General features: G+C 55.5%; 17 protein-coding genes. 11 read left to right on the top strand and 6 right to left on the bottom strand.

Features of this window, described 5'->3' with window-relative positions; genetic code table 11:
• Window positions 1–118: 118 nt before the first annotated feature.
• Entirely contained in the window at window positions 119–1,486 is a 1,368-nt protein-coding gene (gene xseA, locus OKC27_RS09445; RefSeq protein ID WP_182970899.1) for an exodeoxyribonuclease VII large subunit, read from the bottom strand.
• 238 nt (window positions 1,487–1,724) lie between these two features.
• A complete protein-coding gene (locus OKC27_RS09440; protein WP_182970900.1) occupies window positions 1,725–2,363 on the bottom strand; it encodes a cold shock and DUF1294 domain-containing protein in 639 nt (212 codons plus the stop codon).
• 644 nt (window positions 2,364–3,007) lie between these two features.
• On the opposite strand from OKC27_RS09440, the gene guaB reads away from it, so the two are divergent.
• From guaB to OKC27_RS09410, 6 genes are all read left to right on the top strand, one after another.
• The gene (guaB, locus tag OKC27_RS09435; protein WP_075112381.1) at window positions 3,008–4,471 is read left to right on the top strand and encodes an IMP dehydrogenase; all 1,464 of its coding nucleotides are present in this window, start codon (window positions 3,008–3,010) and stop codon (window positions 4,469–4,471) included.
• A gap of 84 nt (window positions 4,472–4,555) precedes the next feature.
• Window positions 4,556–6,145: a glutamine-hydrolyzing GMP synthase gene (gene guaA, locus OKC27_RS09430; protein ID WP_139409208.1), complete on the top strand. Its 1,590-nt coding sequence runs from the start codon at window positions 4,556–4,558 to the stop codon at window positions 6,143–6,145.
• Between the two features lie 480 nt (window positions 6,146–6,625).
• On the top strand, window positions 6,626–6,796 hold the full coding sequence (locus OKC27_RS09425; protein ID WP_234662772.1) for a hypothetical protein: 171 nt from the start codon (window positions 6,626–6,628) through the stop codon (window positions 6,794–6,796).
• A 160-nt stretch (window positions 6,797–6,956) separates the two neighbouring features.
• Window positions 6,957–9,908, top strand: coding sequence for a KAP family NTPase (locus OKC27_RS09420; RefSeq protein WP_270694441.1), 2,952 nt, complete (start codon window positions 6,957–6,959; stop codon window positions 9,906–9,908).
• Between the two features lie 230 nt (window positions 9,909–10,138).
• The gene (locus tag OKC27_RS09415; RefSeq protein ID WP_270806187.1) at window positions 10,139–11,509 is read left to right on the top strand and encodes a leucine-rich repeat-containing protein kinase family protein; all 1,371 of its coding nucleotides are present in this window, start codon (window positions 10,139–10,141) and stop codon (window positions 11,507–11,509) included.
• 283 nt (window positions 11,510–11,792) lie between these two features.
• Window positions 11,793–12,440, top strand: coding sequence for a thiopurine S-methyltransferase (locus OKC27_RS09410; protein WP_042062827.1), 648 nt, complete (start codon window positions 11,793–11,795; stop codon window positions 12,438–12,440).
• A 331-nt stretch (window positions 12,441–12,771) separates the two neighbouring features.
• Here OKC27_RS09410 and OKC27_RS09405 read toward each other — a convergent pair whose 3' ends face one another.
• Complete coding sequence (locus OKC27_RS09405) at window positions 12,772–15,558, bottom strand: insulinase family protein (protein ID WP_270693894.1); 2,787 nt, start codon at window positions 15,556–15,558, stop codon at window positions 12,772–12,774.
• A 162-nt stretch (window positions 15,559–15,720) separates the two neighbouring features.
• On the opposite strand from OKC27_RS09405, the gene sixA reads away from it, so the two are divergent.
• From sixA to OKC27_RS09390, 3 genes are all read left to right on the top strand, one after another.
• Entirely contained in the window at window positions 15,721–16,188 is a 468-nt protein-coding gene (gene sixA / locus OKC27_RS09400) for a phosphohistidine phosphatase SixA (RefSeq protein ID WP_111808517.1), read from the top strand.
• 133 nt (window positions 16,189–16,321) lie between these two features.
• Window positions 16,322–16,528 carry a DUF1107 domain-containing protein gene (locus OKC27_RS09395; protein WP_005336998.1) on the top strand — a complete coding sequence of 69 codons (207 nt, stop codon included), beginning with the start codon at window positions 16,322–16,324 and terminating at the stop codon, window positions 16,526–16,528.
• Between the two features lie 164 nt (window positions 16,529–16,692).
• Window positions 16,693–17,610 (top strand): DMT family transporter, encoded by a 918-nt coding sequence (locus OKC27_RS09390; RefSeq protein WP_182937618.1) that lies wholly within the window; start codon window positions 16,693–16,695, stop codon window positions 17,608–17,610.
• A 171-nt stretch (window positions 17,611–17,781) separates the two neighbouring features.
• Here OKC27_RS09390 and OKC27_RS09385 read toward each other — a convergent pair whose 3' ends face one another.
• Window positions 17,782–18,267 (bottom strand): cell division inhibitor, encoded by a 486-nt coding sequence (locus tag OKC27_RS09385; protein ID WP_182970908.1) that lies wholly within the window; start codon window positions 18,265–18,267, stop codon window positions 17,782–17,784.
• Window positions 18,268–18,496: 229 nt separating this feature from the next.
• Here OKC27_RS09385 and OKC27_RS09380 point away from each other — a divergent pair, with 229 nt between their 5' ends.
• Both OKC27_RS09380 and OKC27_RS09375 read left to right on the top strand, forming a co-directional pair.
• Entirely contained in the window at window positions 18,497–18,694 is a 198-nt protein-coding gene (locus OKC27_RS09380; RefSeq protein WP_182970909.1) for a DUF4250 domain-containing protein, read from the top strand.
• 375 nt (window positions 18,695–19,069) lie between these two features.
• Complete coding sequence (locus tag OKC27_RS09375; RefSeq protein ID WP_075112373.1) at window positions 19,070–21,544, top strand: glycogen/starch/alpha-glucan phosphorylase; 2,475 nt, start codon at window positions 19,070–19,072, stop codon at window positions 21,542–21,544.
• Between the two features lie 66 nt (window positions 21,545–21,610).
• Here OKC27_RS09375 and OKC27_RS09370 read toward each other — a convergent pair whose 3' ends face one another.
• On the bottom strand, window positions 21,611–22,993 hold the full coding sequence (locus tag OKC27_RS09370) for an SLC13 family permease (protein ID WP_270693897.1): 1,383 nt from the start codon (window positions 22,991–22,993) through the stop codon (window positions 21,611–21,613).
• 161 nt (window positions 22,994–23,154) lie between these two features.
• Entirely contained in the window at window positions 23,155–23,589 is a 435-nt protein-coding gene (gene trxC, locus OKC27_RS09365; protein ID WP_182970910.1) for a thioredoxin TrxC, read from the bottom strand.
• Window positions 23,590–23,766 lie beyond the last annotated feature (177 nt).

The following is a 23,766-nucleotide window of genomic DNA, read 5'->3' as shown; positions in this document are numbered from 1 at the left end:
TGTTAATACCGTTCCAATAAAAATCCCCGCCAACCGGCGGGGATTTTTTTATACAGGTATGACCGGGGCACCAGCTGCCAGTGAGGCGCAGCGCCGGGTCGCGGCTCAAGAGCGCGGGTTACGGCTTAATTCCCTCGACCCGCACCTGCAGGCTCCCTTGCGCTAGGGTGGTGATAAGCTGGTCGCCACTGCTGACCTGATCGGCGCGGCTGATGACTTCGCCGCGCGGGGTGCGGGTGATGGAGTAACCGCGACCCAGAGTAGCAAGCGGGCTCACTCCGTCGAGGCGGGCGGTGAGCATGGCGAGGCGGTGGCTGGCCAGATCCTGGCGTTTGGCAATCAGGGCATGGAGCCGCTCCTCGGCCAGCTGGTGGCGGCGCTTGCCGGCGGCCAGCAAGCGCTCCGGGCTCTTGCCCTGCAGGCGCAGCTCAAGATTGGCGAGGCGCCGCTCTCCCTGATGCAGCCGCTGGCGAAGCAGCTGCTGCAAACGGGCAGAAAGTTCGTCGAGGCGCTGGGACTGCTGCTCCAGCCGCCGCTTCGGATCCTGATGGTCGAGCCGCTTTTGCAGCAGGATGAAATCGTGGCGGGCGGCGGTCTGCTGGCGGTTCATCGCCTGCAGCAGTCGCTGCTTGAGATGGGCGAGGCGCTGGATGCGGGCCTGATTGTCCGGCGCCACCAGTTCGGCGGCCGCCGACGGGGTTGGGGCGCGCAAGTCGGCGGCAAAGTCGCTGATGGTGACATCCACCTCGTGGCCCACCGCGCTGATAACCGGAATGGCGGAGTGGGCAATGGCGCGCGCTACCGCCTCTTCGTTAAAGCACCAGAGATCTTCGAGCGATCCGCCACCGCGGCCGACGATCAGCACATCCACCTCGGCGCGCTGGTTCGCTTTGGCGATCGCCGCGACGATCTGGCTGATGGCGGCGCTCCCCTGCACCTGGGTCGGGTAGATAAAGACCGGCAGATCCGGGGCGCGGCGTTTAAGCACCGTCAGCATATCGTGCAAAGCCGCGCCAGTGGCGGAGGTGATGAGGCCCACCGCGCGCGGTTCGCGGGGCAGCGGCCGCTTGCGGCTCTCGTCAAACAGCCCTTCGGCCCCGAGGCGGCGCTTGAGCTCTTCAAAACGCAGCGCCAGCACGCCGTCGCCAGCGGGTTGCATCGACTCGATGATCAGCTGGTAGTCGCCGCGCGGCTCATAGAGGGAAACTCGCGCCTGCACCAGCACTTGCATGCCATCCTGCGGGCGAAACGTCACCCGCCGGTTGTTGCCCTTGAACATGGCGCAGCGCACCTGCGCCCCCAGATCTTTGAGCGAAAAGTACCAGTGGCCGGAGCTAGGCATCGCCAAGTTGGAGAGCTCGCCGGTCAGCCACACCAGCCCCAGATCCTGCTCCAGGATCATGCGCACGGCGCTGTTGAGGCGGGTGACGGTAAAGACCTGCTGCTCGCGGCCACTCGCCGCACTAGATGGGGTAAATCGGTTCAAGGGCGTACCTGTGGTCTGCTCCGGCGGGCCGGAATAAAACGATGGCCGCTATCTTACCCCAGCGCGCGGCAGGAGCCGAGCCCGGACATCTTGTTTGGCTAGCTTGTCAGAGAGTGACTCTGCGCTGTCGCGTTGAAGGGCGCAAACCGGTGGCGTTTGATGCGGGTATCAATCAGGCCACCGGTTAAATTGATGCAAGGGCAAAATCTGATGGCGATAAGTTATGCCGAACACGGACTCAAGCCCAGGGGGCGATCAGATGGAGGATCTCTGTGGTGACAGTGCCAAGCATGGCACGACCCGGATCGCTCATGGTTAACCCGCACAGCAGAAGCAGATTCATGAAAACCGTTACCCAGAACACCTGGCGAAATTCCACTTTGGCTGATTTATGCCTGAGCAGCTGTTGGGCAGAGAGGGCGCCAGGCCAACCACCGAGCAGGGCCAGCAGATGCAGGGTGCTCTCTTGAGTACGCCAGTGGTTATTTTGGGCGGCATGTTTGTCAATGGCATAGGCAATAAACGTAATAATGCTCAGGGATATATAGACGATGAGGATGAGAGCCGGAATACGCTGAAACAGGGTGAGTGCAAATATGCTTGATATAAACAGTAGTGGCCATATCAGACTGACGTTACTGCCCCCTCTCTTTCTTTGCTGTGATCGTTCATGGGGAAACGAGACATTGACTGCATTGCTGCGTTGCCGACTATCTTTCTCTACTTCATAAATAACCAGATCGCCATTGGCGGGTCTTCGTGCTCTCGATTTGAATGACTTGATATGAATAAATGTGCGTTCACCTCCGCCATTAGGTTCGACGAATCCATATCCCTTGTCATCGTTCCACTCAGAAATCTTTCCTTGAAATCTCATATATATTCCCGCGATGGTTGATTGATATGTGTGGATTGTTTTCCATGCACTGAAATAAGCATGTTAGGGTGGCAAACTCGTTATTCTGCCGGGTTTTGTTTCACCGCAGAATATATTCGCTGTTGCCCCGTTTTCCGGTGCTTGACCTCTCTTGTTGGTGGCCCGGGTGGGCCAATACGAGCATGGTCACATCATGGCGCTGCAGGGTATCTTACGAGACCACCTCTTCCGGCTGCCACAACTTTTGCGTGTGTGTGACAGGAATTGTTTGATTTGTTGCGCCAGCGCAACAACTGCCAACATGGCGACTTGCCTCGCGTGTTAACGAGTGCATTGCGATGCAATGGAATGCTGGGTTATCTGGGTCTGTTTTGCTGCAGGATGGGGAAGAGGGCAGGGGGTTGCCAATCTGCCGCCGGGGGAAATTCATCAGGGGCATTTTGCATAAAACTCCATTCGCTCAACTCTTTTGCCACAAAACGGCCATTTTTGAAGAGAAAGTCTTGGTTTTTTAGCCTCTTGGCCGCCTAAAAGAGGGCTACGCCATAAAAAATTCAAAAAACTTCTTTACCAGTGACCAATCGGTGAGTAAACTTCGTCGGCAATATTTTACACCCCCACTTCCTCAACGGTGAGATATTGCCATGCTCAGGATTGCCAAAGAAGCGTTAACCTTCGACGATGTACTGTTGGTTCCCGCCCACTCCGAAGTTCTTCCCAATACTGCCGATCTGCGTACCAAGCTGACCTCCACCATCAGCCTGAACATCCCCATGATCTCCGCTGCCATGGACACAGTGACTGATGCCCGTTTGGCTATCGCTCTGGCCCAGGAAGGCGGTATCGGCTTTATCCACAAGAACATGTCCATCGAGCAGCAGGCTGCCGAAGTGCGCAAGGTCAAGAAGTACGAAAGCGGCGTGGTCACTGACCCCGTCACCGTACGCCCTGACATGACCATTGCCCAAATCAAGGAGCTGAGCCACAAGAATGGCTTCGCCGGTTACCCTGTGGTGACTGATGGCAACAAGCTGGTCGGTATCATCACCGGCCGTGACGTGCGCTTCGTGATTGACCTCTCCCAGACCGTTGAACAGATCATGACCCAGAAAGATCGTCTGGTCACCGTGCGTGAAGGGGCCCCTCGCGAAGAGGTGGTTGCCCTGATGCAAAAGCACCGTATCGAAAAAGTGCTGGTGGTGAACGCCGACTTCAAACTCAAGGGCATGATCACCGTTAAAGATTTCCAGAAAGCCGAGCGCAAGCCGCACGCCTGTAAAGATGACAAGGGTCGTCTGCGCGTCGGTGCCGCGGTCGGTGCCGGTGCCGGTAACGAAGAGCGCGTTGCTGCGCTGGTGGAAGCCGGTGTTGACGTGCTGCTGATCGACTCCTCCCACGGCCACTCCCAGGGCGTGCTGGATCGCATCAAGGCCACTCGCGACGCCTATCCGGATCTGCAGATCATCGGTGGCAACGTGGCGACCGGTGCCGGCGCCAAGGCGCTGGCTGCTGCCGGTGTCAACGCAGTCAAGGTCGGTATCGGCCCGGGCTCCATCTGTACTACCCGTATCGTCACCGGTGTCGGTGTCCCCCAGATCACTGCCATCTCCGACGCCGTTGATGCGCTGGAAGGCACCGGTATTCCGGTGATTGCCGATGGCGGTATCCGCTTCTCCGGCGACATCGCCAAGGCCATCGCCGCGGGCGCCAGCTGCGTCATGGTCGGCTCCATGTTCGCCGGTACTGAAGAAGCGCCGGGCGAGATCGAGCTCTATCAGGGTCGCTCCTTCAAATCCTACCGTGGTATGGGTTCCCTGGGCGCCATGTCCAAAGGTTCCAGCGACCGCTACTTCCAGACCGACAACGCCGCTGACAAGCTGGTGCCGGAAGGCATCGAAGGTCGCGTGCCGTACAAGGGCCGCCTCAAAGAGATCATCCACCAGCAGATGGGCGGCCTGCGCTCCTCCATGGGGTTGACCGGCAGCGCCACCATCGACGACATGCGCACCAAGGCAGAGTTCGTGCGCATCTCCGGCGCCGGGATGAAAGAGTCCCACGTCCACGATGTGACCATTACCAAAGAAGCCCCCAACTATCGGATGGGCTGATACAAGACGGGGCTACGGCCCCGTTTTGACACCGTTTTTATCCCCATGCTTTTTGTTAAAACATCAGCCTGATGCAGGAATAAAATGACTAAAGACATTCACCAGCACCGTATCCTTATCCTCGACTTCGGTTCCCAGTACACCCAGCTGATTGCCCGCCGTGTGCGCGAGATCGGTGTTTACTGCGAACTGTGGGCCTGGGATGTGACCGAAGAGCAGATCCGCGAATTCAACCCCAACGGCATCATCCTCTCCGGCGGTCCGGAGTCCGTCACCGAAGCGGGCAGCCCGCGCGCTCCCGAGTACGTGTTCAACGCCGGTGTGCCGGTGTTTGGCATCTGCTACGGCATGCAGACCATGGCCGAGCAGCTGGGTGGCAAAGTGCAATCCTCCACCGAGCGTGAATTCGGTTACGCCAAGGTCGAAGTGCTGGGCGACTCCGGCAAGACCAGCGCCCTCTTGCGCAACATCGAAGATGCCATCGCCGACAACGGCAATGCCCTGCTGGATGTCTGGATGAGCCACGGTGACAAGGTCACCTCCATCCCGGCTGACTTCACCACCATCGCCAGCACCCCGACCTGCCCCCACGCGGCCATGGCCAACGAAGCCAAGCGCTTCTACGGCGTGCAGTTCCACCCGGAAGTGACCCACACCCGTCAGGGTGCTCGCATGCTGGAGCACTTCGTCAAGGACATCTGTGGCTGCGAATGCCTGTGGACTCCGGCCACCATCATCGACGACGCCGTAGCCCGCATCCGCGAGCAGGTAGGTGACGACGAAGTGATCCTCGGCCTCTCCGGTGGTGTCGACTCCTCCGTGGTCGCCATGCTGGTGCACCGCGCCATCGGCGATCGCTTGACCTGCGTCTTCGTTGACAACGGTCTGCTGCGTCTGAACGAAGGCGAGCAGGTGATGGAGATGTTTGGTGACCACTTTGGTCTGAACATCATCAAGGTTGAAGCGGAAGAGCGCTTCCTCTCAGCCCTGGCGGGTGAAGACGAGCCGGAAGCCAAGCGCAAGATCATCGGCCGCGTCTTCGTCGAAGTGTTCGACGACGAAGCCAAGAAGCTGAAAAATGCTCGCTGGCTGGCCCAGGGCACCATCTATCCGGATGTCATCGAATCCGCTGCCAGCAAGACCGGCAAAGCCCATGTCATCAAATCTCACCACAACGTCGGCGGCCTGCCGGACGAAATGAAGATGGGTCTGGTCGAGCCGCTGCGCGAGCTGTTCAAAGACGAAGTGCGCCGCGTTGGTCTCGAACTGGGTCTGCCCTACGACATGCTCTACCGTCACCCGTTCCCGGGCCCGGGTCTGGGCGTGCGCGTGCTTGGCGAAGTGAAGAAAGAGTACTGCGATCTGCTGCGCAAGGCCGATGCTGTCTTTATCGAAGAGCTGCGCAAAGCCGACCTCTACAACCAGGTCAGCCAGGCGTTTGCCGTGTTCCTGCCGGTGCGCTCTGTTGGCGTCATGGGCGATGGTCGCAAGTACGACTGGGTGATTGCGCTGCGCGCCGTCGAAACCATCGACTTTATGACCGCCCATTGGGCTCACCTGCCGTACGACTTCCTCGGTCACGTATCGAATCGCATCATCAACGAGATCAACGGTATCTCCCGCGTGGTGTACGACGTCTCCGGCAAGCCGCCCGCAACCATCGAATGGGAATAAGCGGCTCGCGCCCTTCTACCCTTCGAGCATAAAAATGCAAAAAGACGCCCTTGAGGCGTCTTTTCTTTTTTCAATCGTTTGCGCTACACATCTTCTTTTTTCGATCCGCTTTTTCGCCACCTTGCCCCGGTCATATGTGACAGGGGCATTTTTGCGATCCCGCACCAGGCTCTCTCATGCCAATTGAGCCTGCTGTTAACAGCGGCTCGTGGTTGGGGGGAGGGCAGATCAACGCGTTGACAGCCGCGTAAACGGGCCCATCGTCATCGCGCCAACCGGCAGTGATGACACCCCGGTGGAGACCGGAAACCACTTGAATCAACGGGGCGCAGCCCGATCGGCCAAACGAGTCGGGGTCATAGAGCACGGAGAGTTTGATATGTCAGAACAAGCCGTGTTGGTGGGTGGATAGACCCATATCACAAGCTGACCGCCGAGGATCAGGCGGTATTTGACCGGGCGCTGAAAGGTTTTGTCGGGGTGCAGTACGTACCCTTTGAAGTCTCCACTCAAGTGGTGGCTGGCACCAACTACCGCTTCAAGTGCAAGAGCACAGTGCCGCTTGCCAAACCGATCCATGGCGAAGCCGTGGTGCAGATCTTCAAATCACTGGACGGGGATGCCCATATCACCTCCATTACCCCGATTTGATTGGGTTGCAGGGCAAGGTGGGGAGGGGGAGATCTCCTAACCGGTTGGCTCCAGACTCCAGATAAAAGAAAGACGCCTTAGGGTGTCTTTTCTTTTTCCAATTGTTCGTGTGTTAAAGTGTCTTTCCTAAAACTGCAAGTCATATAGAAAGGAGAAGTCGATGGCGAGTAAACCTTCAGCGATGAAGATGCCCGAGTTATTGGTTTTCGCGAGGATGCTCTTTATTGGCTTTGTTGGAGCTGAAGTCGCACGTCTCTTTTTCCTCTTGGGAACTAGCTTTGCACTGCAAGTTGTTGACGTTTCTCTATACCTAAAGGCAATTGGAATAATAACTGGTTTAGGTATTTGTCTGCTTTACGCTGTCAAGCGAAATGCTCACTTGGCAGTTATGCGTATAGTTCGTAGTTATCGTATTGATTTACTTGCAGGTGTAGTTATTGGCGCTTGGTCAAGCAAATTAGCCTCACCTTGGCTTGCAAAGCTACATGCAGCGTTTAAATCTGCTGATCCACATTGGGCGCCTGCTATTCTCATTTTTTTCTGTGTTATGTTTCTATCACCAATTTTGCAAAGTAGAACACGTTCTAAAAAACAGACTTCACAGCTCTATTTCATAGCAGATGAAGAAATTGATGATAAAATGGACGATCTTCTGACAAACGAACTTCAGGCTAAGTCGTTTGCTGAGACTGTGCTTGCATCTGACTCTCATCCTGGGTTGATCTTTGGGGTTGATGGTCCATGGGGTGTAGGTAAAACAAGTTTTATTAATCTGGTTGAGCGTTATTGGGAAGATGCTGCTGACAAAGTTCTTGTTTGTCGATTCGAACCGATACGTTATGCATCCGAACCTGACCTTGCTGATCGCCTAATTCGCGATTTATCTGCGGTGATTCAAGACAAGGTATTTGCGCCAGAATTTAGGCCCGCCGCTTCGAGATATTCCCGTCTCATCAAAGGAAAAGCAGACGTTTCATTCTTGGGGTTCAAGCTTTCGCTAGAGCCTTCTCAGGAAACGATCGATGAACTTCTCGATGGTATTGATGAGGTTTTGCGCCGTATCCATCGGCGTGTAATTATTGTAATTGATGATCTAGACCGTCTGGACGCGAAAACAATAAACAGTGTTTTATTTGCAACGAGGAGAACTTTCAAGCTGTCTCAGGCAACATATGTTCTTTGCTATGACACCGAAGTGCTTACTGGGAATAATGAAGAAGGTGAAAGAGCTCGCGAGTTTTTAGAAAAGTTTGTAACGGTAAAGTTAAGCCTGTTCGTAGATAGCTCTAGTCTCAGTAATTTTTTGCGGCGAAATTGGCAAGATAGTAATGAACAGCTTAGCCTCGTTCCTTCTGATACCATGTTCAAGCTCGGCACCATTCTTAATGAGCTTGCAGATATTTTTGATGGTGTTCTCGCTTCTGACTATATGCCTTTGGTTGGCAATTTACGAAAGTTAAAACGATTCGTTAATGCAATGATCTTAATGCAAATTGAGAAAACAGACTTGGGGAGAACAGATTTCAATAACAAGGATCTTATCAATCTTATATTGTTACACCTTAATTATCCTGGTTTGTTTAGACGTATTTATGTAGAAGAGACTGAAGGTAGAAGTGGCTCATTTTCAGTTCAGCAAGATCCCAAAAACAAAGGCTTTATAAATTCAAGTGCTTTTTCAGAATTGAAAGAGAACTTGCCAAGGTCTGCTCGATTTTTATTATCGCAGTTATTTGATGTGAGTAATGTGGACATTGGTTTTAGCAGTGATATCGATGAAGCTGAACGCCGAACCAGAGCATGTTTTAATAGTAGTGGCTTTAGAAATTTAGAGGCATATCTAAAACTCATTGTTCGGTTTGCAACACCCGAACCACAACAGACATTTATTCTTTACCAAAAAGCAGTTGCACGGGTTAAAAATGGTTCGTTGATTACGTCAATACTAACACTACCGGATTTTGAGTTGACCAATGGAGAATATTCTCATGATCAATTTTGGCGTGTTTTAGTCAACCAATCTCATGAACTCACAAACACGCAGGCAGCAGATGCGATAAGTACGCTTATTGCGTACATACCACATTACTCAATGTTCAATAATAATGATCAGGGCTTGCGTCAGCGTTCAATTTACTCTTTATTGCGATTGCTAGATAGTGTCGGTTGGGGCAGTGGGTCTGGACGGCGGCTATCAAATACTTCTGAAAATGTCATAGAGATTGCGTGGCGATTATTTGGGGAAAATAGCTATCAAGGTAATGGCATACTGCGGAAGCTTATAAGTTCTGAACGTGGTGCTCTTGGTTGGTATGACCTTATGATATTTAGGCTAGAGTGCTCATCTGATCGTGGTGGCCAATTATATAATTTGCAAAAAGCACTTATTGTTCATCAGGATAATAATGCACCTACATCAGGGGTTGTAAGAGATCTTGCTTTGATGGAAATGAGAAAATTATCACAGGAGGTCTTCTTTCTCTTCAAGCAGACTTATATCGATCAACAGAAAAACTTCTTTTCAGAAGTCAATGATGTGCCAGTGGATGTTTATCTTGGTTCGGCTTACTATAAATTTATAGAAGAGGCATTACAAGACCCAACATTAGCAGAAGAGAACTCACTCGCTCGAAGAGTTGCTATTACACGTAATATCGTAAAAATATTCGTTATATATCAACTTAGTAACTCAAATCCTCCTGATGGTTCAGGCGTAGGTTGTGGGTATTATGATGAGAGCGGGAGTGGGGATAATGGTGGAATAGCTCGGTTAGTGAACAACTACGTATTTGATATATGCTTCAATCCTGATAACGATGAAAGAAATATATTCTTATTCCTTGATCACTGTTTGTCACACCTAAGCAGTACTTTTTTCTTGGGTAGGGATGACGATGGCTATATTGCAACCAGAGAAACAATTTCAGGTGGTTTGGATCCAATAGCGATGGGGAATTATTGGGTTAAAAATCGCGAGCTGATCCGAGGACTTAAGTTAAATACTAGCGAGAGATGTGTTTTTACATCAAATTATACAGCCTTCTATCGTGATGATCTTGATGGAGTATTCGCAGTGCTTGATGAACTGGCGGCTGAATGTTCTACGTCATGATTGATTACTCGTTACAGTACCGTAGGGTGCAATGAATTTGCACCCTACCTGTTTCGTCCATTCGCTGGGGTGGTGTGGCTAAGCGCCATGCCTTGCCAAGGCAACAAAAGGGGCGATCTGCGCCCCGAATTCTTTATAATGCCCCCCCTTTAAAACCACCGGACGCAGGTTCGGCGCGAGCTGATGGCGGGCTACGCCATCAGGCAGATCATCAGGATTGAGAAACGGTTATGCATACTCTGGAACAGCTGCGTGCGGGTGAACTGTGCGGTGCCCGCCATTTGAAGCTCTCTGAAAATCTCGCGGTTTTCCCCCACGAGATTTTGAGCCTGAAAGAGACGTTGGAGGTGCTGGATTTGACCGGCAACCAGCTAAGCGCGCTCCCTGACGAGCTGGCCGGGTTTGGCAAACTGCGCATCATCTTCTGCTCCGAGAACCGCTTTACCGAGCTGCCCGAGGTGTTGGGGCGCTGCCCGGCGCTCACCATGGTGGGCTTTAAGGCCAACCGGATTGCCACCGTCTCGGCCAAGGCGCTGCCCGCCGGTTTGCGCTGGCTGATCCTGACCGACAATGCGGTGCAGCAGTTGCCGGATGAGCTGGGCCAGTGCGACGCCCTGCAAAAGTTGATGCTGGCGGGCAACCGCCTGCGCGAGTTGCCGGCAAGTCTTGCCAACTGCCGCAATCTGGAGCTGCTGCGCATCGCCGCCAACCGTATCGAACGCTTCCCCGAGTGGCTGCTCTCGCTGCCGCGCCTTTCATGGCTCGCCTACTCCGGCAACCCCTTTAGCGAAGGGACGGAGGCGCGGGCCATCGATGATGCCCATGTCGCTCCCCTTGCCTGGGAGACGCTGGCGCTCGGCGAACTGCTGGGGCAGGGAGCATCTGGCGTTATCCATCGCGCCACCCTTGTGGGTAATCCTGCTGATGCAGTGACTCAAGCGAGCGACAGAGCTGATGCCAGTCAGGTGGCGGTCAAGCTGTTCAAGGGGGCGGTGACCAGCGACGGGCTGCCCCGCTGCGAGATGGCGGCATCGCTGGCGGCGGGCAGCCATCCCAACCTTATCAAGGTGGTGGGCAAGGTGGCGGATCACCCCTCCGGCATTCCGGCGCTGGTGATGGAGCTGATCGATCCGGCCTTTGCCAATCTGGCCGGGCCGCCGAGCCTGGCCTCCTGCACCCGCGATATCTATCCAGAGGGGCTGCGCCTGAGTGTGCCGGATGCGCTGGCAATGGCCCACGGCATTGCCTCGGTGGCGGGCCATCTGCACCGCGCGGGCATCATGCATGGGGATCTTTACGGCCACAATATTCTGTTTGCCCGCGGGCCTGATACCCCGGCTCGCGCCCTGCTGGGGGATTTCGGTGCCGCCTCTTTGTATGAGCGCAGCAACCGCGAGCGGGCCGTGGGCCTTGAGCGACTGGAAGTGCGTGCCTTTGGCTGCCTGCTGGAAGAGCTGTTGGCCCATTGCGATACGCAAGGCTCACCGCTCGATGGGTTGCATCAGCTCAAAGCGGCCTGCCTCTCGGAACTCCCCGCCGATCGTCCCGATTTTGCTTATATCGAGCGCCAGCTGGCGGCCGCTCGTGCCACGCTGTCGTGATCTAATTGACGTTGGCAGGCGCTGTTTGGCCTGCCAACGTCATTCCCTTCTCTCATTAATGGCTATCAATGCATGACTCGTTCGCATGGATTGGCGCGCCTCTGCCCGTCATCAACACACCCGATAGTGCCCATTGCGACTGCGAGGTGTGCGGCAAGGGGACGTCCCGTCATTCACCTGATAACAGGCAGAGGCTACGTGGCAAAAAGGGGAGGGCAGAGGGTTGCGCGGTGCCGGTTAAGTTGTGATATTGATGCATCTTTAGTACAGAAGGGTAATAACGATGGAAGCTGCGTTTTGGCATCAGCGTTGGGAAGAGAACCGGATTGGCTTTCATCAGGCGGACTTCAACCACTGGCTGCAATCCTGGTGGTCGGCCCAGCAAGCGGACGAGCCGGTGCTGGTTCCCCTGTGCGGCAAGTCCCGCGACATGCTCTGGCTCAGCGGTCAGGGCCATCCAATCGACGGTTTCGAGCTATCGAGCCTTGCCGTCAGCCAGTTCTTCAGTGAAAACCAGCTCGCCGCGACCGTCAGCGAAGTGGGCCCTTATCAGTGCCATCAAGTGGATAGCCTGCGCATTTTTCAGGGGGATTTTTTCGCCGCACCCAGTCTGGGTCGCCGTTACCGGCTGGTCTATGACCGCGCGGCGCTGATCGCCCTGCCGACCGCGATGCGCCGCCAGTATGCGGCCCTTATCAGTTCGCTGGTCGAGACTGGTGGCCAGATCCTGCTGGTGACCCTCGAATATCAGCCTGAGCAGCAGAGTCAGCCCCCCTTCTCGGTGGGGGAGATGGAGGTGCGAGCCCTGTTCGAGCGCGATTTTCGCATCGAGGTGTTGGGGCGCGCCGCCGAGGTGGATCACCCGCGGGTGTTGTCGGGTCAGCTCTCCTACTTCGATGAGGTTGCCTACCGGCTGGTTCGCCGTGGCTAACGGGCAGCTAACGGGTGGGCAAAGGGTGATTTGCGCCGACAAATCATCGGGCCGCGCGCTCTTCGCTACCTCCTTTGACATAGATCAACGTGACTGTCGGGGGGAGTGCCTAATATGAGGCTGTTTCTCAATCACTGTTGGCATTGCAAAGCGAGTATCGGGTCCGTCCCGCTTGCTGATCAGCAACTCAGTGTCTGATTTTCACGCTCATGTTCACTTTTGGCGGCTTTGGTCGCAATTGTTATGGTTTTTCCAGCCGACCCTGATGGGTCGGCTTTTTATTGCCTGCGATTTGCCGTGGGAAGGAAAAACGGGGAATAGCGAGGCCTGATCAGGCCTCGAAGGTGGCGGCATTGAGCCGAAATGCCCGTGGATCATCGATAAACTGGCCGGTGATCCGCTCGTCATGTTCGTGCCCCAGGCCATAGCTACAGAGGATCAGTCGATCTGAGGTGCGCGAGCGCAGCTGGGTGATAAAGCGCACCAGATCGGCACGACTCAATTTGCCCACCTCATCGCAGACCCGTTCCCGTTGATCGAACCCCAGATCCTTGTTGCCGATGCTGACCCACAGCCGCTGGCCGCGACTGCGCAGGTTGGCATCCCGCTCGCTCAGCTGGGCTTGCAGCCCCGCCTTGCTCTCCTGCCACTGCTGCTCGGTAAATTCGAGCATGGCGAGCGGGAAGAGGTCGATAAACTCCTCCACCGCATCGAGCAGGATCTGCGGCCCCGCCACCGGTGACTGGATATAGAAGATCAGGCCCGGGTGGCGATTGAGGGGCAGGTTGCCGGCGCCCACCACATACCCCAGTTGCTGGCGGGTGCGCAGCTCATGGAAGAAGGTGGAGGACATGATGTGGTTCGCCAGGGTAAAGCAGGCGAGATCCCGCGCCCGGGTGGTGCGGGACTGGTAGTAGACCAGCAGTGCCGAGTCTTCGTGATCGCAACCCTGCTCGCGAATAAGGGTGCCCCTGTCCTGAATGGAGATGAGCGGGCGGCGGGTCTCGCCGCTCGGCTTGCTGCTGGTACCATTGATATCGCTCAGGTGGCGCTCCATCAGGGCGGCCAGCTCCAGCGCTTCGGCGGCAGTCCAGTCGCCATGCACCAGCGCCTCGACATGCACCTCGCCAAACAGTTGGGCCACGAAGGCGGGCATCTCGGATAGCTCGACGGTGCGCAGGTGGCGCAGCAGCTGCTCGAACGGCGGGTTGTTTGGTTGCAACAGGCTGGTGAGCTGGTTGAACAGCTGGGAGATGGGGCGCGCCTTGGACTGGTTGTCCCAGTTGCGAATGAGCTGCTCCTTGATCTCGCTAAAGCGGCCCGGATCCGGATATCCCAGTGTGCGGTTGCCGAGGATCATGTCGAGCAAGAGCGGCTGCTTGTCGGCAAAACCGCTCAGGTTGATGGTAAAGCCCCCCTGATGGGCATAAATCTGGTAGCCCAGCCCCGCCAGCTCCGCCGGATAGGTGAGGGCGTTGAGGTGATCGGCCAAGAGCTCCACGGCGAGGCGCGCCATGGCGATATTGCGCGGATTTTTGACCGCATGTTCGCTGTCGATGGAGATATAGAGATTGCCCTTGGGCACGTTGAACAGGTGCTCATGGAGGTGCCAGAGGCGAAAACCCGGGCGATCGATAAGGCATGCAGGCATGTCGGCAGCAAGCTCGGGCGTGCGCGGATCGAGCCGGTTACTGATAAAGGGGTTGGGCTTGGGCAGCGCCAGCGCCGGATCCGGTTCGCTCTGCTGCCAGCGAATTTTCTCGGCTTCAGTAATGGTCGCCACGCTGTAGGGGGTCTGATACCAGCGGGCCAGCCGCTCGGTCGCCACTTCCGGCGCGGTGATGGTGATGCGCAGATTGTGCGGGGTGAGCTTGGCGAGGAAGCGGCGGATCAGCACCTCGTCATATTCGCGCATCATGTAGTCGCCGTAGAGCAGATCCTCAGGCTTGTAGCTAAAGAGATTGAGCACCAGCCCCGACACCGTATCGAGGGGGCGGCCGCGCTCCTGAAAGCGAAACGCCGATTCGAGCACGGTCCGTTTTTCGTCATAGCGCCAGCTCTGCAGCCCTTCGCGGCCAATCAGTTTCAGATAGCCAAACAGGGCGGCGAGGATGTCGTCCACATGTTCAAGGCCCAGGGGAGTGAGGCCGAAGTTGACGCCAAAATCCTTGAAGTTGGCGCCGCTGATGCCACCGCCCGCCGAGAGCTGGTTGACCCAGCCTTTCGCCTTGAGCAGGGAGAGCAGGCTGCCATCCCCCTCGTAACCAATCAGATGGCTCAGGAAGGTGAGGGGCTTTTTGTCGTAAAACTCGTCCACATTGGGCAAGGGGAAGCTGAGCGACAGCTTGCGAGTCTCCTTGACCGGATTGATGTGGATGCGCACGCCGAGATCATCGAGCCGATAGAGCGGCATGGTGAGGGTCGGGGTTCCCAAATTGCGATTCAAAATGGGAGCAAAATAGCGACAGCACCACTGCAACTGGGTATCGATGGATTCCGGCGAGATCATCACCAGCGCCATGCGATCCGCGCTGTAGTGGCTTTCGTAAAACCGGATAAGGTCGGAGCGCAGATCCCGCCCCGGCAGATCGGCCAGGGTATCGAGGTTGCCTACCGAGAATTTGGAGAAGGGGTGCGCCGGGTTGACCGTCTCTTTATGCACCTGATAACTGCGGCGCATGTCGTCTTGCAGCTTGAGGCGATACTCGGAGTCGACTGCGTTGCGCTCCTTGTCCACCCACTCCGGATCAAACGTGGGGCAGATAAAGAACTGGGCGAAGCGATCCAGCCCCGCTTCGAAGAAGCCGTTGTCGATCTCGAAGAAGAAGTTGGTGAATTCCGTACCGGTCCAGGCATTGTTGCTGCCGCCATGACGGCTCATAAATTGCTGGTATTCACCTGGCTTGGGGTAAGTGGCGGTGCCGAGAAACAGCATGTGTTCCAGAAAATGGGCCATCCCCTGGCGGTCGGCAGGATCGTCAAAATGGCCGGTATTGACCGCCAGAGAAGCGGCGGATTTGTCGGTTTCGGGATCACAAATCAACAAGACCCTGAGCCGGTTGGCCAGCTCCAGAAAATGGTATTGCCGATGGTCATTGGGACTGGCATATGGGCTCATTGGCGTGTGACTCACGTTGGATTTATTTGAATTTAAACATGATTATCGACCCCGCTATCCCGTCAGGCAAACCCTTTTCTGAGAGGTAGCGCAATTGTTTCCACACCCGTAGCGGGGTAAGATCCCCCGGCTATCAAAACAGGCCCGTTGGGCGAGGTTGTAATGAAGATCTATATCATGCGTCATGGCCAGGCTGGCATGAATGCGAAAACAGATGAACAGCGTCCATTGACCGAGCAGGGTATTGAAGAGTCTATCCAGATGGCCCGCTGGCTGGCGCCTCAGCTGATTGGCCCGCTGGATCGGGTGATCCACAGCAACTATCTGCGGGCACGCCAGACCTGGCAAGCCATATGCAGTGAATTACCTGACGCAGCAGCCGTTGAAGAGAGTGGCGACATTACCCCTTATGGTGATCCCGCTTTCGTGGCCAGCTACCTCACCACTCTGGCTGAGCAACATGACCAGATCCTGATGGTCAGCCATCTGCCGCTGGTGGGTTATCTGGTGCAAAGCCTCTGCCCGGCCGCAGGAGCACCCATGTTCGCCACCTCAGGCATCGCCTGTATCGAGTGGCACCATGGCAAAGGAGCCTTGCTCTGGCTCGAAGGGCCGCATACAATAGGCTAAAAGTTAATAAAAAGTTATAGATTGAATTTTTTGGGAAGAGATGGGCGAGTTTTCCGGATTTTTATAAATATTTTACGGAATTAATTCGCAGAAGCTGCTGTCATACGGATACAACTGCAAGAGGTTGCAAACGATGAGAGTGTTCAAGAAGTACCTGCCACTGATGGTGGCAAAGCATGTCAAAACCTTCTTTAAAGGTCGGATTTACATCCATGGTCGGGGGCGGTTTGATTTCCAATCCGGTTTGTTGCTGATGCCGAATCCGGCGGATATTCCCCACCGCCAGACAGTCACCGAGGTCAACGAGCTGATCTCCAGACTGCACATGGATGCCGCGTGATGCGCTTCTGAACGTGTTTCTGCACTGATATGCCCGCACTTTTGCGGGCATATTTGTTTCTGGCCACGGGCTTTCGCGCGATGCACGGCCAGCTCCGCACCTTTGTTTATCTCCCGTCGCCCCCTATACTGGCTCGCTGTTGTCTCTTCGGTCTGGATCGTCTCATGCCCCTTGCCTTTCTGTTTCCCTTCTCCTGCATTGCCATCTGGGCTGGCAATGGCATCGTCAGCAAACTGGCGGTCGGCGTGTTGTCCCCCGCGGCCTTGGCCTGGTCACGTTGGGTGGTGGCAGCGTTGGTATTAAGCCCGTTTCTGGTCCGTCGGGTATGGCGTGTACGCGCTCGTCTTCGTGCTGGTCTTTGGCAGATCGCCATGCTGGCGCTGCTGGGCATGGTGCTCAACCAGACTTTTGGTTACTACGCGGCGCAAACCATGGGGGCCACCGAGATGGGGTTGATGATGGGGCTGACGCCACTGTTGACGGTGTTGCTCAGCATCTGGCTGCTGCGCGAGCGGCCCACCTGGGGTGCCGTGCTGGGGGCGCTGCTCTCCATCTTTGGCTTGTCTATCTTGCTGGGGCAGGGGGATCCGACCCGGCTGTTTACCCAGGGTATTCATATCGGCTCGGTCTACATGCTGCTCTCGGCGGGCACTTATGCCCTCTACAGCGTGCTGCTCAAGAAGTGGGATCTGGGGCTCGACAACTGGTCGCTGCTCTACGGTCAGGTGCTCTGCAGCGTGGTGATCCTGACCCCCTTTTTTCTGCTGGTGGATGGTCAGCTGCCCGAGGGGCGGGCGCTCTGGCTGATCTTTTATGCGGGGATCCCCGCGTCGGCACTCTGTCCCTGGCTCTGGATGCAGGGGATCACCCTGCTCGGCGCCAACCGTACCGCCATCTTTATGAACCTGTTGCCGGTGATGACGGCTGGCCTTGCCATCACCCTGCTGGGCGAGCGGCTGACCAGCTATCACCTGATCGGGGGCGGTCTGACTCTGCTGGGTGTCTTGCTGGCACAGCTGCTGGTGCGTCCGGTGGTGGTAGGTCGCCGCCGGGTGACGATGGCGCCCTGTCCCGAAGAGTAAGCTTGCGCGAACGCGTAAGTTGGCCCAATGGCCCGCTGGTCGCCAATGAAAAAGCGCCTGCAGCAATGCAGGCGCTTTTTCATGTTGTTTGTTTTTTCAGGGATTTTACTGAGTAATGATGGCAATGGCTTTGTCGTTGCAGCCATGTCCAACAATGGGCCAAATTTTAACTTAGTGATTGAGATAGATATCCTGCTCTGCATAGGCCAGCAGCGGCGTGCTGGGGTTAGCGCGTTTCGCGCCAAAGAAGCGGGTCAGTACACCGGATTGTTGCCCCAGACGCTGCAGCTTGACGTGATCCAGCTCGATCTGCTCGGGTAGCCAGGTAAACACAGCGGCGCAGTGACCATTGCCCAGGCTGCGTTCCAGGGTTTGCTGCCAGTTCTTGATTTTGGGGCTGTGCACTACCAGCACTCTGTTGGGATCGATGCCTCGCTCTTCCAGGTGGCTTGCTGTGGGGCGTCCCGGCGGGGCGATCAACAAGATCCAGCCGGTATGAGAGTCACCTAACTTGCTCAGCTCGCTGAGAAACTGATCCTCAGCCTGGATAGTCACACCATAATGAGCCGACTCTGCCTTGCAGGCGGTTCTGGTTGGCCAGGGGTTGCTCATGGCACGATTCATCGCAAAGGGCAGTGAGTGCAGGGGCTGGTTCATATACGGTTTCCTGTATGAATATCCAAGCTGTATGCGCATACAGTAGTTCTATCCTGAGGCAGTGACAAGGTGTTTTTGCTGAAAAATGTGATGGTGTTGGCATGAGCCATTAATAACATCATGTTTTTAAACGTTATTTAATATAAAACTGGCTGGGTGTTTTTCGTACTATGGACAAACCTTGTGTAACCGCCCATGGTTATACAGGTCATTTAAAGGAGGTGCCGCCATGGATATCAGTACCTTGCAGCGTCTGGATGCCAACATCTTGTTGGGCGTCATCAATGAGAAGCTAAGGCTTGAGTGTGACGGGCTGGAGGAGTTGCTGGCCTATTACGATATGAGTGAAGAGCAGTTGGCAGGGCGTCTGGATCAGATTGGGTACCATTACGATCCATTGAGCAATCAGTTCAAGGCACATCGCTGAGGGTGCAATGATTGCTTCATATTTATACGGTAATTTTTCAGGCGCATTGAAACCGGTTTCAATGCGCCGTCTTGCTGCCTATTTTCAGGGATTTTCAAGGCTTGGCAATCTCTGAAAACCTATTCATGTCATATTATTTTTATTTATCCATTAACGTGCTGATAAAAAAGGGAATTTTTGTTTTTCTGTAATCAGTTAAAGGAAAGGGTTTTCAAGCTTTTCAGGCTGTTTTTATCGGTTAAAGTGTGACTTGCGTTAACTTTTAATTCTGCCGCTTTAGTTAGTATTCTCACGCCGGTACATATTTTGAGATAACAACAGCGCCGGTCCCGCAAGCGGGATAACAATTTTATTTGTAACGAAGGAATATGGTTTATGGCTACCAAGAAGAAGACAGACCAGGATCTCCAACTGGATAAAGATCAGCTCAAGGCGAGTATCGTGCGTCACCTGCGTTCTACCTTGGGAACAAGCGAACAGAAAGCCTCTCCCGAAGCGTGGTGGAAAGCCACTGCGGCGGCCGTCAATGAACAGGTGTACGAGCGCCTGACCCGCACTCAGCAGACTCACTTCAAGAAAGATACTCGTGCGATTCACTATCTCTCTGCTGAATTCCTGATGGGACGATTGACCTCCAACAACCTGCACAACCTTTCCCTCTACAAGACTTGCGAAGAGGCACTGGGCGAACTCGGTCTGGAACTGACCGATCTGTGCGAACAAGAGCCCGACATGGCACTCGGCAACGGCGGCCTGGGTCGTCTGGCTGCCTGCTTTATCGACTCGCTGGCCACCCTGAACTATCCGGCGGTTGGCTACGGTATCCATTACGAACACGGTCTGTTCCGTCAGGAGATCCAGGATGGCCGCCAGATCGAGCGCCCGGACTCCTGGCGTGAATATGGCAACCCCTGGGAGATCTGCCGTCCCGAGTCGGTGCAAGAAGTGCCGCTCTATGGTTACGTCGAGACCGTGTTTGGTGACAATGGCGGCCTGAAGAAGGTGTGGCACGCCGGTCGCAAGATCAAAGGGGTGCCTTGGGATATTCCGGTGGTCGGTTTTGGCGGTCACACCGTCAACATCCTGCGTCTGTGGGAATCCCGTGCCTCCGAGTTTTTCGATTGGGACGTGTTCAACGCCGGTGGTTACATCGACTCCCAGGCTGAAAAAGCCCAGGCCGAGACCATCTCCAAGGTGCTCTATCCGAACGATGAGACCGATGCAGGTAAAGAACTGCGCCTGATCCAGCAGTACTTCTTCTGTGCTTGCTCCATCAAGGACATCATGCGCCGCTACAAGCGGGTCCATGGTGCCGATTTCAGCAACTTTGCCGCGCAAATTGCCATTCAGCTCAACGATACTCACCCGACTGTCGCCATCCCCGAATTGATGCGGGTGCTGGTGGACGAGGAAGATCTGAACTGGGATGCCGCCTGGGCCATCTGCTATCACGTATTCTCCTACACCAACCACACCCTGCTGCCGGAAGCGCTGGAGAAGTGGTCGGTCAGTCTGTTCGAGAAGGTGTTGCCTCGCCATCTGGAAGTGATTTACGAGATCAACGCCCGTTTCCTGAGCGAGCTGGTCGAGCCCAAGTGGCCGGGTAACGACGCCATCAAGGCCAAGCTCTCCATCATCGAAGAGGGAGATGTGCGCAAGGTGCGCATGGGCAACCTGTGCGTGATCGGTTCGTCCAAAGTGAATGGTGTGGCCGAAATCCACTCCAAGCTGGTGAAAGAAGATCTCTTCCCCGAGTATGCCGAGCTGTGGCCGGAAAAAATGTGCAACGTGACCAACGGGGTGACTCCGCGTCGCTGGCTGCTGGCCTGCAACCCCGAGTTGGCCGAGCTCTATAACGAAGTGGTGGGCAAGGAGTGGCCGTTGCAGCTCGACAAGCTGCGCGCCGTCACCAAGTTTGCCGACGACAAGGCGTTCCAGCAGCAGTTCATGACCATCAAGCGTCACAACAAAGAGAAGCTGGTCAAGGTCATCAAGGACGAAACCGGTATCGATGTCAGTGCCGAGGCGATCTTTGACGTTCAGATCAAGCGTCTGCACGAGTACAAGCGTCAGCAGCTGAACCTCATTCACATCATGGCGCTCTATCGTCGTCTGCTGGCCAATCCGGATTATGACATGCACCCGCGTGTGTTCATCTTCGGTTCCAAAGCGGCGCCCGGTTACAAGCTGGCCAAAGACATCATCTACGCCATCAACAAGCTGGCGGATCGGGTCAATAACGACGCCCGCATCCAGGGCAAGCTGAAAGTGGTGTTCATGCCGAACTACCGCGTGAGCCTGGCCGAGAAGCTGATCCCGGCGGCAGATGTCTCCGAGCAGATCTCCACTGCAGGTTACGAAGCATCAGGTACCGGCAACATGAAGATGGCGCTCAACGGTGCAATCACCATCGGTACGCTGGACGGCGCCAACATCGAGATCGCTGAAGAGGCGGGTGCCGAAAACTGTGCCATCTTCGGTCTGAACGTGGACGAGGTGAAGTCGCTGAAGGCGCGCGGTTACAACCCGTATGACTTCTACTATGCCAACTCCGAGCTCAAAGCCGTGCTGGACTGGTTTGATACTGACTACTTCACGCCGGGTCGTCCGGGTGAGCTGGCCTCTATCAAGCGCTCCTTGCTGGAAGGGGGAGACCCTTACCTGACCCTGGCGGACTTCCAGTCCTACTCGGATGCACACAAGCTGATCGATACCTGGTATCGGGATCCGGCGCTGTGGGCGAAGAAGGCTATCATCAACTCGGCCACCATGGGCAAGTTCAACTCCGACCGCTCCATTCAGGACTATGTGGATCGGATCTGGGCGCTGAAGCCCTGCAACATCGGCTAATAAGATGCAGAAATGAAAAAACCCCCGCAAACATGCGGGGGTTTTTGTTTATCGGGGGGAGGTGGATCAGAGGATATCGCCAACGAAGTAGGCCAGCAGGGCGAGCAACACGGTGAAGACCACGTTGAGGGCCATACCGGCTTTCATCATCTCCTTCTGGCGGATGTGGCCGCTGGCAAAGACGATGGCATTGGGTGGGGTGGCGACCGGCAGCATAAAGGCGCAGGAGGCACCGATCGCAATCAACACCGCCATCACGATGGGGGAGACACCCAGCGCCTCTGCCACACCGGCGAACAGCGGGATCAGCAGGGCTGCGGTGGCGGTGTTGGAGACCAGCTCGGTCAAAAACACCACGAATGCTGCCAGCATCAACAGGATCACGAAGATATTGGCGTGGGAGAGTACGGCCGACAGATGGCTGGCCAGGAAGGCGCTGGTACCGGTGGCCTTGAGAATGGCGCTCAGGGTCAAACCGCCGCCAAACAGCATCAACACGCCCCAGTCGGTGTTCTGGTTGACATCATCCCAACTGGCAACGCGGCTGACCACGATGGCCACGATGGCGCCCATGGCAATCAGAGTGTCGAGTTGCGGGATACCGCCAAAGGCGTTGGAGATAGGCTGCGAGCCGATCCACAGCACAACGGTGGTCAGGAAGATTGCCAGCGTCACTTTACGTTCGCGGGTCCAGTTGATGGTGACATCCTGGATCTCGACGCGGTGGTTGAGCTGTGGCCGGGTCACCAGATAGAGCAGGGCAATGCCGCAGGGCATCAGGATCAGCACCACCGGAATACCGAACTTCATCCAGTCGGTGAAACCGATCCCCATCTGGGCGGCCGCGATGGCGTTGGGTGGGCTGCCCACCAGGGTACCGATGCCGCCGATGCTGGCGCTATAGGCGATCCCCAGCAGTACGAACTCGAAGGTAGTGCGATCTTTTTTGCTATCGAGGCGAGCCAGCATACCGATCGCCAGTGGCAGCATCATGGCAGTAGTGGCGGTGTTGCTGATCCACATTGACATGGCGGCTGTGATGGTAAAGAGCAGGATGATGCCCCAACCCAGATGGCCATTGGCCAGGTGCATCACCTTGCCTGCCATCAGGGTATCCAGTCCCTGTTTAGAAAGGGCGGCCGCGAGGGCGAAACCGCCGAAAAAGAGGAACAGGATCGGGTTGGCGAAGTCGGTGAGGGATTTGCTCATGTCAAACACCCCGAGCACGGTGGCCAGCAGGGGCACCAGCAGGGCAGTGATGGTGACGTGCAGTGCTTCGGTCAGCCAGAGAATGGCGATAAAGACCAGAATGCCCAGCCCCTTGTTGACCATGGGATCAAACGGGAGCCAGGCGAGCATGGCACAAAGTAGCAGGACATCCAGGATGACGATCCCTGATTTGATGTCCAGCCAGCGAGATGGAGCAGAGGGTACAGCCGATGTGTGCATAATGTTCTCTCGGTTAATTTATGGTTGTTTTTGTGTTGCCGAGATTACATCCATTCACTTGTTTGAAACAGGCTCACATGTTGAAAATCAGCCTCGACTCACACAAGCATTGATAAAAATGAGGAAATGAACACATAAATAAAACATGTCTGAAATATAAATCAAACATCCATGAACTGCTCCAGCCACTGCTTGAACATGCTCTTGGGCAAGGAGCCATTTATCTGGTTCACCAGTTTGCCCTGTTTGAAGACCATCAAGGTGGGGATGCTGCGAATGGCGTAACGGGCGGCAATGGCGCTTTGCTGCTCGGTATCGACTTTGATAAAGCGCATTCTTGGTTCGAGCTCATGGGCAACATCATGAAATACCGGGGCAAACTGCTGGCAGGGGCCGCACCAGCTGGCCCAGAAATCGACCACGACCGGGATATCGGAGTTGATCAGGGTATCGAAGTTATCCGCCTTCCCGAGGCAAGGGGTCTGGCTGAACAGGGGGGCCTTGCAGTGCCCGCACTTGGCGGATGTATCGATATGGGTAATGGGCAGGCGGTTCCTGGTAAAGCAGTGGCTACAATAAGTAGTGACAAATGACATAATTGGTTCCTTCTCGATCTGCGCTGGCCGGAGATATGATGAGGGGCCAGAATGACGCAATAGCGAAACAACAGCGAAATATCAGAGCAATAACGGTAACACAGTGACCGGCGGGAGTGGATAATTCCCCCCAAGGTTCATTGCCCAACCGGATAATTCAGCGACCACCAGATGAGA

It is taken from the genome of Aeromonas sp. QDB62, assembly GCF_027705695.1.
GTDB classification, from domain to species: domain Bacteria; phylum Pseudomonadota; class Gammaproteobacteria; order Enterobacterales; family Aeromonadaceae; genus Aeromonas; species Aeromonas allosaccharophila.
Note: the sequence above shows the minus strand (reverse complement) of the source record. Positions and strands in the feature narration are given on the sequence as shown.

Bases quoted from the DNA above. Each gene is read 5' to 3' on its own strand.
- OKC27_RS09405 (WP_270693894.1), bottom strand. From the start codon at position 15,558: ATGAGCCCATATGCCAGTCCCAATGACCATCGGCAATACCATTTTCTG.
- guaA (WP_139409208.1), top strand. From the start codon at position 4,556: ATGACTAAAGACATTCACCAGCACCGTATCCTTATCCTCGACTTCGGT.
- OKC27_RS09415 (WP_270806187.1), top strand. From the start codon at position 10,139: ATGCATACTCTGGAACAGCTGCGTGCGGGTGAACTGTGCGGTGCCCGC.
- OKC27_RS09370 (WP_270693897.1), bottom strand. From the start codon at position 22,993: ATGCACACATCGGCTGTACCCTCTGCTCCATCTCGCTGGCTGGACATC.
- OKC27_RS09375 (WP_075112373.1), top strand. From the start codon at position 19,070: ATGGCTACCAAGAAGAAGACAGACCAGGATCTCCAACTGGATAAAGAT.
- OKC27_RS09390 (WP_182937618.1), top strand. From the start codon at position 16,693: ATGCCCCTTGCCTTTCTGTTTCCCTTCTCCTGCATTGCCATCTGGGCT.
- OKC27_RS09380 (WP_182970909.1), top strand. From the start codon at position 18,497: ATGGATATCAGTACCTTGCAGCGTCTGGATGCCAACATCTTGTTGGGC.
- OKC27_RS09395 (WP_005336998.1), top strand. From the start codon at position 16,322: ATGAGAGTGTTCAAGAAGTACCTGCCACTGATGGTGGCAAAGCATGTC.
- OKC27_RS09385 (WP_182970908.1), bottom strand. From the start codon at position 18,267: ATGAACCAGCCCCTGCACTCACTGCCCTTTGCGATGAATCGTGCCATG.
- trxC (WP_182970910.1), bottom strand. From the start codon at position 23,589: ATGTCATTTGTCACTACTTATTGTAGCCACTGCTTTACCAGGAACCGC.
- guaB (WP_075112381.1), top strand. From the start codon at position 3,008: ATGCTCAGGATTGCCAAAGAAGCGTTAACCTTCGACGATGTACTGTTG.
- sixA (WP_111808517.1), top strand. From the start codon at position 15,721: ATGAAGATCTATATCATGCGTCATGGCCAGGCTGGCATGAATGCGAAA.
- OKC27_RS09420 (WP_270694441.1), top strand. From the start codon at position 6,957: ATGGCGAGTAAACCTTCAGCGATGAAGATGCCCGAGTTATTGGTTTTC.
- OKC27_RS09410 (WP_042062827.1), top strand. From the start codon at position 11,793: ATGGAAGCTGCGTTTTGGCATCAGCGTTGGGAAGAGAACCGGATTGGC.
- OKC27_RS09440 (WP_182970900.1), bottom strand. From the start codon at position 2,363: ATGAGATTTCAAGGAAAGATTTCTGAGTGGAACGATGACAAGGGATAT.